The following is a 15602-nucleotide window of genomic DNA, read 5'->3' as shown; positions in this document are numbered from 1 at the left end:
TAAGTCTGCTAATAAGCGCGTCTCTGCGCTTCTTCACTAAATTACACAAGTTATGCAACCAAGTTTATTCGATGGTGGCGGCAGCGGGAATGCTCCCGATGCCGCCGATTGGCGTGTGCGCGCAGCGTGGCTGATTGCGGAATTAAATCGCCACAATTATGCGTATTACGCGCTCGATAATCCGTCCATTCCGGATGCGGACTATGATCGCCTGTTTGGCGAACTCCAGACGCTGGAGCAATTGCATCCAGAATTAAATACGCCGGATTCGCCTACCCAGCGCGTTGGTACTGCGCCGCTGCCCCAATTTGACCAGATCACGCACTCAATCCCGATGTTGTCGCTAGGTAATGGCTTTGGCGATGCCGACATTGTTGAATTTGACCGGCGCGTCAGAGATGGGCTTGATACCCATACGGAAACCGAGATCGACTACGCGGTTGAACTGAAGTTTGACGGACTGGCGATCAATTTGCGTTATGAGGATGGCGTCCTGGTGCAGGCTGCCACCCGTGGCGATGGCAGTACCGGGGAAAACGTTACTAGCAACATTCGGACGATACGGGCGATTCCGCTACGCTTGCATAGCGATAACCCCCCTAAAGTCTTGGATGTTCGCGGCGAAGTATTGATGTTCAAAGCCGATTTTGCGCGCCTCAATGAACGTCAACGCAGTGCTGAACTGAAAGAGTTCGCCAATCCCCGCAACGCTGCCGCCGGTAGTTTACGCCAGCTTGATTCACGGATTACCGCACAACGCACGTTGCGGTTTTTTGCTTATGGCATCGGCATCCTTGATGGCGCAGAAATGCCGCCGTCGCATTCTGCATTGCTTGACTGGTACAAGACGCTTGGCCTGCCTGTCTGCAAAGAGCGGGCGGTAGTCAAAGGCGCGCAAGGTATGTTGGGGTTTTTCGGAGAAGTTGGCACAAAGCGCGGCAAGTTGCCGTATGAAATCGATGGCGTAGTCTATAAAGTCAATCGTTTGCAGCAGCAACAAATGCTGGGATTTGTATCGCGTGCGCCGCGCTTTGCGTTGGCACATAAATTCCCCGCCGAAGAGGCGACGACGCAGGTGCTTGATATTGAGGTGCAAGTTGGCCGCACTGGGGCGATAACCCCGGTCGCAAGGCTGGCACCGGTATTTGTTGGCGGCGCGACGGTAACTAACGCGACGTTGCACAATGAGGATGAAGTTCGGCGCAAGGATATTCAGATCGGCGATACCGTCATAGTGCGCCGTGCCGGTGATGTTATTCCTGAGGTGGTGTCGTACGTAGCCGAACGTCGTTCCGCGACAGCGCAACCGTTCGTGATGCCGACTCTGTGCCCTATTTGCGGCTCGGAGATTGTCCGGCTGGAAGACGAAGCGATAGCGCGTTGCTCCGGCGGTTGGGTTAAATGCCCGGCGCAACGGAAGGGCGGTTTGCAACATTTTGCCTCGCGTCGCGCCATGGATGTCGAGGGTCTGGGCGATCAATTAATTGACCAGTTGGTTGATCGCGGGATCATTACTACTGCGGCCGATTTATATAAACTTGGTATTGTGAAACTGGCTGCGCTTGACCGAATGGCGGATAAATCGGCACAAAACGTTGTTGCCGCGCTGGAAAAGTCTAAATCGACAACGTTAGGCCGGTTCATTTATGCGTTGGGTATTCGCCATGTTGGAGAGGCTACCGCCAAGGAGTTGGCAAGTCATTTCGGCGATATCGATGCGGTAATACAAGCTTCTGAAGAGCAATTATTAGAGGTCGCCGACATTGGTCCCGTAGTGGCGAAGTCGATTTTGGCGTTCTTCAGTGATCAGTTAAATGTCGAACTGGTTGAACAGTTGCGCGCCGCCGGCGTATATTGGGCTGCGAACTTGCCAGCGGAAACCAAGTCCAAGTTCTTGTCAGGTAAAACATTTGTCCTGACAGGAACTCTGCCTACGCTCAGCCGAGATGAAGCTGCAGCACTAATTGAGGCTGCCGGTGGTAAGGTAGCTGGTTCAGTATCGAAGAAAACAAGTTACGTTGTCGCTGGTGCCGAGGCAGGTAGTAAATTGACCAAAGCGGAAGAATTAAATGTCAGTATTCTTGATGAAGACGGACTCCGAACTCTTTTAGAAAGCGATCATGACAAAAATTAGAAAAGCAGTATTTCCAGTAGCTGGCTTGGGTAGCCGATTTTTGCCAGCAACGAAAGCCCAACCAAAAGAAATGCTTCCGATTGTCGATAAACCGTTGATTCAATACGCGGTCGAAGAAGCGGTTGCCGCCGGTATTACCGATATGGTGTTTATCACCGGCCGGAATAAACGGGCAATTGAAGATCATTTTGATACTGTTTTTGAACTTGAAAGTGAGCTTGAAGCGGCCGGTAAGATCAGGTTGCTGGATCTGGTTCGGAATGTTATCCCCAGTTACGTTAATTGTATTTTTATTCGTCAATCCGCCCCATTAGGCCTTGGTCATGCAGTGCTGTGCGCGCGTCCCGTCGTTGGTAATGAGCCGTTTGCTGTCTTGCTGGCAGATGATTTTATGGATGTCGAAGAGGGCCAAAAAGCAGTATTGGCGCAAATGACGGATGTATTTGAGCAAGAAGGCAGTAGCGTTTTGGCGGTGCAGGATGTGCCCCGTGCTGAGACCAAACAATACGGTATCGTCAGCATTGATGCTTACAAGGCCAATTTGGAGCGCGTAAATAGCATCGTTGAAAAGCCGCTCCCAGAAAATGCTCCTTCTACGTTGGCAGTCGTTGGTCGTTACGTATTGACTAACGGTATATTTGATTGCCTAGAAGGAATAGGCAAGGGCGCAGGCGGCGAAATTCAACTCACCGATGGCATCGCTGCGCTGATGGAAAAAGAAAAGGTTCTGGCGTATCGCTATGAGGGTCAGCGCTACGATTGCGGTTCCAAACTCGGCTATTTGAAAGCAACCTTGGCGATGGGCCTAAAGCATCCGGAAACCGGCCCTGAATTTACCAAATATCTGCAACAATTCCAATAATACTTTTTTAAACCGTAGCAACGGCGTTATAACTTCTGGCTGTCTTGGCGATCTTTTACGTAACTTCGAAGTAATTTTTACGTTTGCACTGCCTTCATCGGCAGGGTTGCCAAGTGCGGTGCCGAACCGTTTTGCGTAAGTTCTAATACTAAATGTGACGATTGATTCTATGAGTGTGCGTGAAATTCTAAAAATGGGTGATCCACGTCTGTTGTTGAAGGCAGAGCCAGTCACCGATTTCGATACCCCGGAACTGGCAGCATTGATCGCTGACATGTTTGATACGATGCATGCCGCAAATGGTGCGGGTTTGGCGGCACCGCAGATCGGCGTTAATTTGCGGGTGGTAATTTTTGGTTTTAAAAATAACCTGCGTTATCCTGATGCAGAACCGGTACCTGAAACTGTCTTGATCAATCCTGTTTTGACGCCACTTTCGGATATCACGGAAGACGGCTGGGAAGGCTGTTTGTCAGTGCCCGGGATGCGAGGCGTGGTGCCGCGCTGGGAGAAATTACATTACGAAGGCGTCGATCAGCATGGCGTAGCGATTAGCCGCGCAGTTGATGAGTTCCATGCGCGCGTGGTGCAGCACGAATGCGATCATTTGGATGGGATTTTATATCCAATGCGGATCAAGGATTTTTCACGATTTGGATTTACTTCGGTATTGTTTCCGGAGTTGGATCCTAACGACGACGATTAATAAATCGTCAGGCCAAATAAAAAGCGGGATAGCCATACAAGGCTGTCCCGCTTTTTTATCTTCTGGCTTATAAGCAGCAAAGTGGCGTATTTAGCCTTCGGCAATTCGTTTAGCAATATGTTCCAACGCTTCCTCAACCTGATCGACTAAAATCAGGCATAAATCGCCTTCTTTTAAGGTCGATAAAGCAGTATCGATTGCAACGAATTCGCCATCAATTTCTTGACTGGCTTTGGTGCGGCGCGCATTTTTTAAACCGTCCCGCAGCAGCGCCAAGACCTCGCCATCTGCACGACCGCGCTGGCATTGATCCTGATACAGAATAACTTCATCGAAGGCATCACCCAGCAGTTGGGTTTGCTGGCGGATGTCTTCATCGCGGCGATCCCCTGCGCCACTAATGACGACTGAGCGTCGTTTGGCGGGCATGTTTTCAACCGCTTGTACCAGCGCAACGATGGCATCAGGATTGTGGCCGTAGTCAGCGATCAATGTGGCACCACGATAATCGAATACGTTAAATCGGCCGGGCACAGTGGCGGGATCATTTATGAATGAGTGCAGGCCATTGCGGATAATTTTCCAATCCAGTTCCAACGCCCAGGCAGCTGCGGTAGCGGCCATTACGTTTTCAACCTGGAAGCAGATCGTGCCGTTCCGTGTCAATGGGATTTCTGCTAACGGTAAACGTACTTCTTGCGCTCCTTGCGCTGCGACGATATCCCCGCCGTCCAGATAGACAACGCGATGACCTTGCGCGCGATGCGTGGTCATGACTGGATTACTGTTGTCGTAGGCGAAGAACGTGACTGAGCCCGGGCAGACTTGCGCCATGCTGGTGACCATAGGATCACCAGCGTTGAGAACGGCAACACCGTTGGGAGCGACGTTTTCGACGATCACGCGTTTGACTACTGCCAGGTCTTCGACTGTGCTGATAAAGCTCAGGCCAAGGTGATCGCCCATGCCGATATTGGTAATGACGGCGACGTTACAACGATCAAAGCCGAGTCCTTCACGCAATACGCCACCGCGTGCGGTTTCAAATACCGCCGCATCAACATCGGGATGCATCAGAACGTTACGGGCGCTGCGTGGGCCGCTGCAATCGCCGGTGTCGATACGCTGCTTTTCGATATACACACCGTCGGAATTGGTCATGCCGACGCGCAGACCTTTACAGCTAAGAAGATGCGCAATCAAGCGCACGGTGGTGGTTTTTCCGTTGGTTCCGGCGACAGCAACCAATGGGATACGACCATCGTCGTTGCCGCTAAACATAGTTTCGATGATCGCTTTACCGACTGCGCGACCTTTGCCATAAGACGGGCTGATATGCATGCGCAGGCCCGGCGCGGCGTTGACTTCAACGATGCCGCCTTCTTGCTCTTCCAGTGGTTTGTGGACGCTGTTACAGACCACGTCGACACCGCAAATATCCAGACCGACCATTTGAGCAGCGGCGATGGCGCGCGCTGCCATTTGCGGATGCACGTCATCGGTGACATCCGTCGCAGTGCCGCCAGTGCTTAGATTCGCGTTATTTCGCAGGACCACGCGGACGCCTTTTGGCGGGATCGTATCGGCCTGATAACCTTGCTTTGCAAGTGTTGCAATCGCGATGGCGTCGAAGCGAATTTTAGTCAGCGGGGTTGCATGACCATCGCCACGCAAGGGGTCGCTGTTGACGTTATCGACTAAAGCGCGGATGGTATTACGACCATCGCCAATGACCAGTGGCGGGTCGCGTCTGGCTGCTGCCACCAGTTCTTTGCCGACGACCAGCAGACGAAAATCGTGGCCGGGCAGATAGCGCTCAACGATGACGTCTGCACAGATTTCCGCAGCAACATCAAAGGCGCCCATGACTTGCTCACGCGTGCCGATGTTGACTGCAACACCTTTGCCTTGATTGCCGTCGCGCGGTTTGACCACTACTGCACTACCGATTTCCTGCGCGACTGCCCAGGCATCGGGAGCCGTCGTTACGACGCGGCCTGTGGGGACCGGAACGCCGGCTGCCAGTAACAACATCTTGGTGAGGTCTTTGTCTTGCGCAATTGCTTCGGCAATGGCGCTGGTGTGACTAGTTTCTGCGGCTTGAATACGGCGCTGCTGGCTACCCCAGCCGAATTGCACCATGCTGCCCTCGGTCAGACGGCGAAACGGTACGCCACGGGCGACCGCGGCTTCTACGATGGAGCCGGTACTTGGCCCCAATCGAACGTCTTCATCCAGCTCTCGCAAGCGCGATAACGCATCGGCCAGATCGAATGGCTGATCATTAGCTGCCGCATTGCATAATGCTTGCGCCAGCTCGAAGGCTAGTTTGCCGACGGCTTCTTCGCTGTATTCGACAATGACTTGATAGACACCGTTTTCCAGCGCCTGGACAGTACGACTAAAGGTGACTGGGCAGCCAGCTTGCGATTGCAGCGCGAGTGCGGCGCTTTCTAGTGCGTGGGCCATCGAAATATTATCGTCCACACTGGTCGACTCGAGGAAGCCGATATGCGGGAAGCAAGCCCGCAAGCGCGCCTCGAAATCGTGCATGCCGGCAATCGAACGCTCAACTTCTGTGCATGACACGATTGCTTCAATCGCAGTGTGACGGGACCATAAATTTGGGCCGCGTAGGAATCGGATACGTGATACGTCCATCAACAAGTTTTCCTGAATTTTTGGTCTGTTTGACCAATTTTAATGGGGTCTAAATTTTTGTTGCCAGAATATGGCAATTCAAACATGTGGCGTTTTTTGTTACTGCTGCAAGTCGACTTGATGTCGCAACGTCATCGATTTCCTGCATGCCGCTTAATGGGACATGATGGCAATGATGTTGCGACCAAAAGGTCGATTAGGCTAACTTTGTTTTTCTTGTATTCAGCGGCGGTCTTACCAGCTCTAAATTAAAGGTTTCAATACCAGCGCGTATCAAATCGACGCTAATGCCAAGTGCCCATGTTGCAGCAACAGCAGCCAGGACATTTTCTGTGCGCGACGACGGTTGACCATCTGCGGTGAGCGGGATCGTGGCAATTTGCGCCAATTCGATTTCCCGTTTGCCGGTGGCTAAAATAATTTGCCCATGACGAACAAATACAGCGCGCTTGTTTTGCATCAAGTGTTGCGTAATCACGGGTAGCGATTGCTCAGCACAGAAGAAAATAACTTCGCCGTCACATAATTCTGCGAATGCCGACACTAACGGATCGGCTGCATTCAACACTGCTACACCAGTTGGCAATACGATATCGACCTGGGTGCGTAATACCTTAGCTATTTGTTCAGCATCGTCGACATAGTAATCCGGCAGTTTATCCGTTAAGGCGATGTTGGTGACTACGCCAACCTGACAGCGATCATAAGCCAAACCTTCAGACAGGATCGTTTTGGCGCCGTTTTCAAATACCGCTGCTTCGACTGCACGGTTAAGCAATACCCGATGCGCTCCCGTCCAGTCGGCGCAATTATTCTTTTCAACCTGTTGATTATTAAAGTACAGGCCATCGCTGCACGCAAGGCCAGTATGTTTGCCACTCAGATTGAGCAGGCGGGCGATCAGATGCGAGACTACGGTTTTGCCATCTGTGCCGGTGACGCCGACGATGGGAATACGACCGTTTTCTTCACCAGCGAACAGGTGATTAACGATCGCAAGACCCACCGGCTGCGCTTCGCCTTCAGCGGGCTTCAAATGCATCAACAAACCGGGGCCAGCATTGACTTCGACGATGGCACCGCGTTGCTGGTCCAATGGCCGGGAAATGTCTTCTGCCACCAGATCAACACCGGCAATATCCAGACCAACGATGCGGGCGGCCAGTGCCGCCGCTGCGGCAACACTAGGATGCACTTTTGCTGTTACATCGATGCAGACGTTGCCGGTGCGTTGTATTAGTACTGATTTTTCGGCGGTGGGAATGGACGTTGAGGAATAGCCCTGCCGCTCCAATTCCATTTGGATAGTCGGTTCTTGTTCCAGGATGATTGGACTAAGAGGATGTTCTTCTAGCTCACCGCGGCGTGGATCGGAGTTTAATTGGCTGTCGATCAACTCCAAAATGGTCGAGGTGCCATTGCCGATGACCGATAGTGGTTCACCTCTGGCAGCAGCAGCTAACTTGCCGCCCACAATCAGCAAACGATGTTCGTTACCGCGAATGAAGCGTTCGACGATGACACCGCTGCCTTCTTCTAATGCACAAGCGTAGGCAGTCTCGATTTCGGCGCGGGTATTTAAATCGATGAAGACGCCACGGCCATGATTAGCATCAGTTGGTTTGACGACTACGGGCAGTCCGATATCTTCTGCCGCTTCCCATGCATCTTCTGCGCTCTCGACGATACGTCCTTCCGGAGTCGGCACGCCGCAAGACTGCAACAGGCTTTTGGTCAGATCTTTATCGCTTGAAATACTTTCTGCAATGGCGCTGGTTTGGTCTGTCTCGGCAGTCCAGATGCGCCGTTGACGGGCACCGTAGCCTAGTTGGACAAGATTACCTGCCGATAGCCGCAAGGAGGGAATGCGGCGTTGGTCGGCAGCATCGACGATACAGGCTGTGCTCGGACCCAGGCAGAGCGAGTCGACCATTTCTCGCAAGGTGACAACATGGCTCGCGACATCAAATGGCTTGTTTTCAATCGCGGCCATGACCAGATCGCGGGCGGCGTACAAAGCGGCGCGCGTGATTTGCTCGTGGCGGGCTCGCACAACGACTTTATATACACCGCGTTTGGAGGTTTCACGTGCTTTGCCGAAGCCACCGGGCAGACCGGCCAGATTTTGTAATTCCAGCGTGACATGTTCTAAAATATGACCGGGCCAAGTGCCGTCTTTCAGACGTTGCACAAAACCACCGCGCTCGCCATAGCTGCAACGATGTTCAATTAATGACGGCAACCAGGTTGTCAGGCGTTCATTAAAACCGGGAATAACGTTAGAAGGGCAGTCTTCCAGTTCTCCGATATCGATCCAAGCCTCAAGAGCGGATCGATACGTCCAAATATTTGGGCCGCGCAAAGATGTAATTCGGAGAAATTCTATGTTTTTCATGTGTAATTAGTCAGACTATGGGATTGCACGCAGCAAAGAACGCCCAGTTGGATTTAACGCTTTAAGTTACAAATGGTTTACAAAGAATAAAAAATAAATAATTACCATTCATCGCAATCAGCTGCTTAAAACCCCTTAAAATACCGCAGCATACTATCTTCACGAAAATGTTGTTCTAAAGATACGTATTTTCTTGCGTCAGACTCACGTCAAATGTATTTTTGTTGTTAATAAGTGATGCGCAAGCCATTGCAGACGCAACTTATTGCCTTCCGTTCATTCCTTTTATCCCTTTTCAGGGCACCGCGCCGTTCAGATGACAAGAGAATTATTCAGTCTTACTTCCCAATCTAATAACACGATCCAATCTTTGCCGGGCAATTGGCGTGCGGACGTACAGTCGCAATTAGCCTCTGAAGAGAAAGTTGCCGCCTGGCTAGAGGTGGATATTGATGCTGCGCTACATTTTACGCGTGGTTTGGTAGTTGTGACTGATCGACGTATTCTGGCGAAAATGCGCGGTGAATCTGAGTGGTATCAGTGCGATTACTACGACGGGCTTTCATTACGCCATCACGATCACGCCGGTATCGGTAGTCTTGAATTAGTTGATCCCCGGCAACGTCTGGCGAGTTGGCGCTATACCCTGGGCCTAAATGTCATCGCATTGCGCCTGATCAATCACTTCGACCGGCAATTACAGGCGCGTTTATCGGGCCGATCAGTCGAGCGGCTGGACGAGGGAGTCTGCCCACAATGTCAGGCACCTTTGCCGCCGGGCGAAGACGACTGCGCCATCTGCCCTGAAAAAAAGGAAGAGGCGTCTTCGCGTTGGGCATTATTCCGCCTGGTGCGCTTTGCCAAACCGTATAAATGGTCATTGATCGCGGGTTTTTTGCTGACTCTGGCATCCACCGCCGCGACATTAGTGCCGCCTTACTTAACCCTGCCTTTGATGGACAACATCCTGATTCCTTATCAAAACGGGAAGCCGATCGATGTTGGCCTGGTGAAGCTCTACATGGCCGGACTGCTCGGATCGGCGCTGGTGGCATGGACACTCGGCTGGGCACGGACTTATATTCTGGCGATTGTCAGTGAGCGCATCGGTGCGGATTTGCGGACCTCGACTTACGAACATCTATTGCGACTCTCACAAGAATACTTTGGTGGAAAGCGCACCGGCGATTTGATGGCGCGGATTGGTTCGGAGTCGGATCGCATTTGCGTGTTCCTGTCATTGCATTTGCTCGATTTTGCGATCGATGTATTGATGATGCTGATGACTGCAGCGATTTTGATCTCGATTAATCCATGGCTGGCGCTGGTAACGTTGCTGCCATTGCCATTTATTGCGTGGATGATTCATCTGGTGCGCGATCGCTTGCGTCACGGCTTTGAAAAAATTGATCGCATCTGGTCGGAGGTGACTAACGTGCTGGCCGATACGATTCCGGGGATTCGCGTAGTCAAAGCGTTCGCGCAGGAAAAGCGCGAGGCGACGCGTTTTAAAGAAGCCAATCGTCATAATTTGCTGGTCAACGATAGAGTAAATAAAATCTGGTCGTTGTTCACGCCGACGGTTACTTTTTTGACTGAAATAGGCTTGCTGGTGGTCTGGGCTTTCGGTATTTGGCAAGTTTCACAAAATCAGATTACCGTTGGGGTATTGGTTGCTTTCCTGGCGTATATTGGCCGCTTTTATACCCGCCTTGATTCCATGAGCCGGATTGTTTCAGTAACGCAAAAAGCGGCTGCTGGCGCAAAGCGCATCTTTGAAATTCTTGATCATGTATCGAGCGTGCCAGAACCTGCCAATCCGGTGCATCTGGAGAATGTTCAAGGCGCTATCGAATTACGCGACATCGGTTTTCGCTACGGTAACCGGTCTGTGATGCGCGGCGTGAATCTGTCGATTAAGCCGGGCGAAATGATTGGTTTGGTCGGGCATAGTGGGTCTGGGAAAAGTACGCTGGTTAACTTGATTTGCCGGTTTTACGACGTGTCGGAAGGTGCAATTAAGATAGATGGCGTTGATATTCGCTCGCTACCGATTGCTGAATACCGTCGCAATATTGGGTTGGTTTTGCAAGAGCCGTTCTTGTTTTTCGGCACTATTGCAGACAATATTGCGTATGGCAAACCTGAGGCGACGCGTCAAGATATCGTCGCTGCGGCCCGTGCAGCGCATGCGCATGAGTTTATTTTGCGTTTGCCGCAAGGTTATGATTCTTTGGTCGGCGAGCGTGGTCAAGCGTTGTCCGGCGGTGAGCGTCAGCGTATTTCGATTGCGCGTGCATTGCTGATTGATCCGCGTATCTTGATCATGGATGAGGCGACTTCTTCAGTCGACACTAGCACTGAAAAAGAGATTCAGAAAGCGCTCGATAATCTGGTCCAAGGTCGGACTACGATAGCTATCGCCCATCGTTTATCGACGTTGCGTAAAGCGGATCGATTAGTGGTAATGGATCGGGGGGAGATTGTTGAAGTCGGTAATCATGATGAATTGATGGCTAGCGAGGGGGCTTATTACCGCTTGTATCAGGCGCAATTACGGAATGTTGATGAAGAGCCGGAATTGCAAAACTGGAACGGTATCACTAGCAAAGATGTTGAGAGCATCGCATAAAGATGACGACAAAAATGACAGATTTTGATTTTCGCTTGAGCCGTAATGCCTTTGGGCGATTGGTGTTTACTTCTGCTAGTGGAGAAGTGCATGAGGGCGCTCTGCCGGTGCGGGCGTTTCCTATTAGCGCTGCGGATGAGGGGTTGTCGCTGGTGGCTGCTAATGGGCAGGAGTTGGCTTGGATTGATCGCTTAAGTGAGCTGCCCGATGATACGCGGGCGATTGTTGAAGAGGAGCTGGCTCGACGTGAGTTTATGCCGGAGATTAGCCGTATTCTTCATGTGTCTAGTTACACGACGCCCAGCAACTGGACGGTTGCTACGAATCGTGGGGAGGCTACTTTTACGTTAAAAGGCGAGGAGGATATTCGTCGGTTGGCGGGGGCGTCGTTGTTGATTGCGGATAATCATGGGGTGCATTTTGTGATTCGGGATTTGCACGCGCTGGATAAGGTTAGTCGTAAAATTTTGGATCGGTTTTTGTAAACGGTTGATGAGGGTTTGTTGGGTGATGGTTCGGCTGATGTTTAATAAGCGTGTTAAGAAACACCAACCGAACCATCTCCTCACAAAACCAAACCTCAATCAACCAATTACAAAAATTGATCCAAAAAACACAAACAACAAAAAATTCACTTAAAAGTTTTCATCTAAATTCAAATATCGCCACTCGCCAGTAGGTAAATCCCCCAGCGTAATCTTCCCAATCCTGATACGTTTCAGACCGGTAACTTTCAACCCCACTGCCTCACACATCCGGCGAATCTGCCGTTTCTTACCTTCTCTCAAGGTAAAACTGAGCTGATCCTCGTTTTGCCATTTAACAATGGCCCGCTTCAACGGCTTACCATCCAGCGACAACCCAAAATTCAACCGACGTAAATCCTCCGCCGGTAATTTCAAACCGTGGTGATATTCCACTCGCACCAAATACTCTTTATCGATAGCAGAATCTTCACCAATCAACTGCTTAGCGACACGCCCATCCTGCGTCAGCACCAACAATCCAACAGAGTCAATATCAAGGCGCCCAGCAGGGACAAGGTTACGCAACTGGCTGCCGTGAAATTCCTGCACGGATTTGTCTTCTTTCCAGCGACTCGCCGCATTCACAAGAACTACAGCCGGTTTGTAACCATCTTCCGCCTGCCCGCTGACGTAACCCATTGGTTTGTTAATCAGAATAGTCACGCGCCTGGCTTGTTCGGCGCTGGCCTGGCGTTCGACTGTCACATGTTGGTGCGGCAGAACTTTACTGCCCAGTTCGGAAATGATGACGCCATCGACGCGAACCCAGCCACGGGCGATCCATTCATCGGCCTCGCGGCGTGAACAAAGACCGAGTTCGGACATGCGTTTGGAAAGGCGTAGTGGTTCAGTCATGAGATACAAAAATAGTTAAATAGAAAAAGGTTGGACTGCGTAAAACTCTCTAGCAAAAACATACTTTTTATTGCAATTGGCGGTGCTGCGCAAACAGCCCCACATTGGTCAACGTGACCTTACCAGCTTTTATTGGCACGCTTTGAAAAAAGCAATTCTGCATGAGTCGTATATATCTTAAAGCGTTCAAGCACACCGCTTAAATCTGCAATGCATCCAGCAAATCGGTTTCGAGTTGTAACTGGCTACGACTATGGTTGAGCGCGCTGCCATCAACCAAAAACACGTCTTCGACGCGTTCCCCCAACGTCATAATCTTCGCCGTATGCAAATTAATCTTGTATTTCGCCAGCACGTTAGCAATCAAATACAGCAGACCAGCTCGATCATTCGCCGTAATCGCCAGCAGATAATACTGCCCCCGATCGTCAGGACGAAGATCCACTGTCGGTGTCACCGGAAAGGTGCGCGACAGACGGGATAAGCGTCCTTGCGTCGGTGCTGGCAGCGGGCCACGTGCTTCCAGTTGCGTCGTCAGTTCATGCTCAATCAAGTTAATGATATCGCGGTAGTGCTTCGCAAATAATGGCGCACTTAATAGAAATGTATCCAGTGCATAACCGTGCTTGGTTGTATGAATTTTGGCATCCAGAATGCTGAAATTCTTGCTGTCGAAGTAACTGCAAATACGCGCGAATAAATCGGCTTCATCTCTTGTGTAAACAGCGACCTGCAAGCCTTCACCAATCGGGGCTAGTCTGGCTTTGACGATAGGTTTTGGGCTGTCGACCAGTGTATAAAAAGAACGTGTCTGCCATGCGATATCTGGTGCGTCGTGGCGTAAAAAGTACGCGACATCCAACTGCTTCCACAAAGGCTCATGCGCATCATTGGGCAGGCCATACAGCCGCAACGTGCGCATTGCATCTTCTTGCGTATTCTTTAATTCACGGTCGGTGGAGGGCGTTTCGCCACCTAAAACACGTAACGTGATGCGATATAAATCTTCCAGCAGTTTGCCTTTCCAGGCGTTCCACACTTTAGGGCTGGTGCCGCGAATATCGGCCACCGTCAGCAAGTAAAGCGCTGTCAGATGGCGCTCATCTTTTACCGTATTGACGAAACTCAGAATGACATCGGGATCCGACATGTCCTGCTTTTGCGCTACGTGTGACATCGTTAAATGCTGCTGCACCAGAAACACAACGAGTTCTGTGTCTTCCTCGGATATGCCATGCTGCTGGCAAAATTGTCTGGCATCCGCCATGCCTAATTGCGAATGATCACCGCCACGACCTTTGGCGATATCGTGGAACAAGGCAGCGACATACAGTATCCATGGGCGCGAAAAGTTCGCAATCAATTGACTACAAAACGGATACTCATGTGCGTGCTCGCTCATGGTGAAGCGGCGTACATTTCGCACCACCATCAGGATATGCTGATCGACGGTGTAGACATGAAACAGATCATGCTGCATCTGCCCGACAATACGCCGAAAGTTAGGAAGATAGCGCCCCAGAATCCCGGTCTGGTTCATCGCTCGTAATGCATGTGTAATGCCTTGCGGTGCTTGAATAATCTGTAGAAATAATGACCGATTGTAGGGATTGCGGCGGAACGCGGTATCGATTTTTAAGCGTGCATGCCATAGCGCGCGACGCGTACGCACGGTCATATCCCTGATATGGATATCCTGTGCGATCAGCAGAAATAGCTCTAGCATGCTCGATGGCGTGACCTCGAACTGATCCTCGCTGGCGATATCAATCAGTCCGTTGATTTGATTGAAGCGCTCATTGATCGGCTGCGGAACGATAGGTTGTGGAAACAGCTGCGCTTCGATATTTTGCAAGAGAACCAGATTCAGCTGGGTCACTGCTTTGGCAGCCCAGTAATACCGCTGCATCAGATATTCACTGGCGCGCCGGGTTTCCGTCGTTTTGAAGCCAAGCGTCTCCGCAATCGGTGTCTGGACATCGAAAACCAGGCGATCTTCACGCCGGTTGGTATAGATATGCAAGCGAATACGGATATCTTTAAAAGCGCGTTCTTTTTGGGTCAACTGTCGCGCTTCAGCCGCGGTAATAAGCGACCGCTTGGCGAGTTTGCTCCACGAATCGCCTAGGCCAGCAGCTTTTGCCACCCATAAAATGACTTGTAAATCGCGCAGACCGCCCGGACTTTCCTTGCAGTTTGGCTCAAGACTGTAAGCTGTATCTTCAAACTTTACATGGCGCTGGCGCATTTCCAGTTTTTTTGCCTGAAAAAAAGCACGCGGGTCCATCGCGGCGTTATAGCGTTCTTGTAACGCGCTGAACAGGCGCTTGTTGCCGGTGACCAGTCGGGCTTCTAGCAGGCTGGTTTTTACTGTGATATCCGCTGCTGCTTCGGTCATGCATTCGTCGATGGTACGGATGCTGTGGCCAATTTCCAGGCCGATGTCCCAAAATAATTGGACTAGTTGTTCCAGGCTATTTTTTAATTGGGCATCCGGTGCAGCATCCAACAATATCAAGAGGTCAACGTCGGAATAAGGAAATAACTCACCACGCCCATAACCGCCTACGGCAACTAATGCAGCGGAGGCGGGCAGCTGTAATACTTTCCATGCCAAAGTTAATGCTGTGTCAACACTTTGCCTTAATTGCTTGAGAAGCGGCTCTGGTTTGCCGTCTTCTAAAAAAGCAGTGATGACTGCCTGCCGTTCATTTCTGAGTTGATTTTTTAAGGTTTTGGCAAGTGTCGGCATAGCTGCGCAGTGGGCGGGGAGTGGGGCAATTGCCAGAAGTATTACTCGAATTCCAAATGTATTGCAAAAAAATCCATT

The 15602-nt window shown here is 50.9% G+C and carries 9 protein-coding genes; 5 read left to right on the top strand and 4 right to left on the bottom strand.

Going from position 1 to position 15602, the window contains the following annotated elements; all coding sequences use genetic code 11:
- Positions 1-52 precede the first annotated feature (52 nt).
- The 3 genes from ligA (at position 53) to def (ending at position 3702) form a co-directional block, all read left to right on the top strand.
- Complete coding sequence (gene ligA / locus C7W93_RS05895) at positions 53-2134, top strand: NAD-dependent DNA ligase LigA (RefSeq protein WP_108439187.1); 2082 nt, start codon at positions 53-55, stop codon at positions 2132-2134.
- Complete coding sequence (gene galU, locus C7W93_RS05890) at positions 2121-2996, top strand: UTP--glucose-1-phosphate uridylyltransferase GalU (protein WP_108439186.1); 876 nt, start codon at positions 2121-2123, stop codon at positions 2994-2996. Before ligA ends, galU begins: the two co-directional genes overlap by 14 nt.
- Before the next feature lie 169 nt (positions 2997-3165).
- The gene (gene def / locus C7W93_RS05885; protein WP_108439185.1) at positions 3166-3702 is read left to right on the top strand and encodes a peptide deformylase; all 537 of its coding nucleotides are present in this window, start codon (positions 3166-3168) and stop codon (positions 3700-3702) included.
- Between the two features lie 90 nt (positions 3703-3792).
- Here the strand turns inward: def and cphA (C7W93_RS05880) are convergent, their stop codons facing one another.
- Positions 3793-6363, bottom strand: coding sequence for a cyanophycin synthetase (gene cphA / locus C7W93_RS05880; protein WP_108439184.1), 2571 nt, complete (start codon positions 6361-6363; stop codon positions 3793-3795).
- 196 nt (positions 6364-6559) lie between these two features.
- Complete coding sequence (cphA, locus tag C7W93_RS05875; protein ID WP_108439183.1) at positions 6560-8758, bottom strand: cyanophycin synthetase; 2199 nt, start codon at positions 8756-8758, stop codon at positions 6560-6562.
- A gap of 316 nt (positions 8759-9074) precedes the next feature.
- On the opposite strand from cphA (C7W93_RS05875), the gene C7W93_RS05870 reads away from it, so the two are divergent.
- Together C7W93_RS05870 and C7W93_RS05865 are read left to right on the top strand one after the other, a co-directional pair.
- A complete protein-coding gene (locus C7W93_RS05870) occupies positions 9075-11390 on the top strand; it encodes an ABC transporter ATP-binding protein (protein ID WP_108439182.1) in 2316 nt (771 codons plus the stop codon).
- Positions 11391-11404: 14 nt separating this feature from the next.
- Positions 11405-11875 (top strand): DUF1854 domain-containing protein, encoded by a 471-nt coding sequence (locus tag C7W93_RS05865; RefSeq protein WP_108440502.1) that lies wholly within the window; start codon positions 11405-11407, stop codon positions 11873-11875.
- A gap of 150 nt (positions 11876-12025) precedes the next feature.
- On the opposite strand, the gene C7W93_RS05860 is transcribed toward C7W93_RS05865, so the two are convergent.
- Together C7W93_RS05860 and C7W93_RS05855 are read right to left on the bottom strand one after the other, a co-directional pair.
- Positions 12026-12772 (bottom strand): pseudouridine synthase, encoded by a 747-nt coding sequence (locus C7W93_RS05860; RefSeq protein WP_108439181.1) that lies wholly within the window; start codon positions 12770-12772, stop codon positions 12026-12028.
- A gap of 199 nt (positions 12773-12971) precedes the next feature.
- Complete coding sequence (locus tag C7W93_RS05855) at positions 12972-15524, bottom strand: [protein-PII] uridylyltransferase (protein WP_108439180.1); 2553 nt, start codon at positions 15522-15524, stop codon at positions 12972-12974.
- Positions 15525-15602: the final 78 nt, after the last annotated feature.

Source organism: Glaciimonas sp. PCH181 (assembly GCF_003056055.1).
Taxonomy (GTDB): domain Bacteria; phylum Pseudomonadota; class Gammaproteobacteria; order Burkholderiales; family Burkholderiaceae_D; genus Glaciimonas.
This window is presented reverse-complemented; position numbering and strand designations above follow the sequence as displayed.

Coding starts and splice junctions, on each gene's coding strand:
- C7W93_RS05865 (WP_108440502.1), top strand. CDS start 11,405: ATGACAGATTTTGATTTTCGCTTGAGCCGTAATGCCTTTGGGCGATTG.
- C7W93_RS05870 (WP_108439182.1), top strand. CDS start 9,075: ATGACAAGAGAATTATTCAGTCTTACTTCCCAATCTAATAACACGATC.
- def (WP_108439185.1), top strand. CDS start 3,166: ATGAGTGTGCGTGAAATTCTAAAAATGGGTGATCCACGTCTGTTGTTG.
- ligA (WP_108439187.1), top strand. CDS start 53: ATGCAACCAAGTTTATTCGATGGTGGCGGCAGCGGGAATGCTCCCGAT.
- C7W93_RS05860 (WP_108439181.1), bottom strand. CDS start 12,772: ATGACTGAACCACTACGCCTTTCCAAACGCATGTCCGAACTCGGTCTT.
- C7W93_RS05855 (WP_108439180.1), bottom strand. CDS start 15,524: ATGCCGACACTTGCCAAAACCTTAAAAAATCAACTCAGAAATGAACGG.
- cphA (WP_108439183.1), bottom strand. CDS start 8,758: ATGAAAAACATAGAATTTCTCCGAATTACATCTTTGCGCGGCCCAAAT.
- galU (WP_108439186.1), top strand. CDS start 2,121: ATGACAAAAATTAGAAAAGCAGTATTTCCAGTAGCTGGCTTGGGTAGC.
- cphA (WP_108439184.1), bottom strand. CDS start 6,363: ATGGACGTATCACGTATCCGATTCCTACGCGGCCCAAATTTATGGTCC.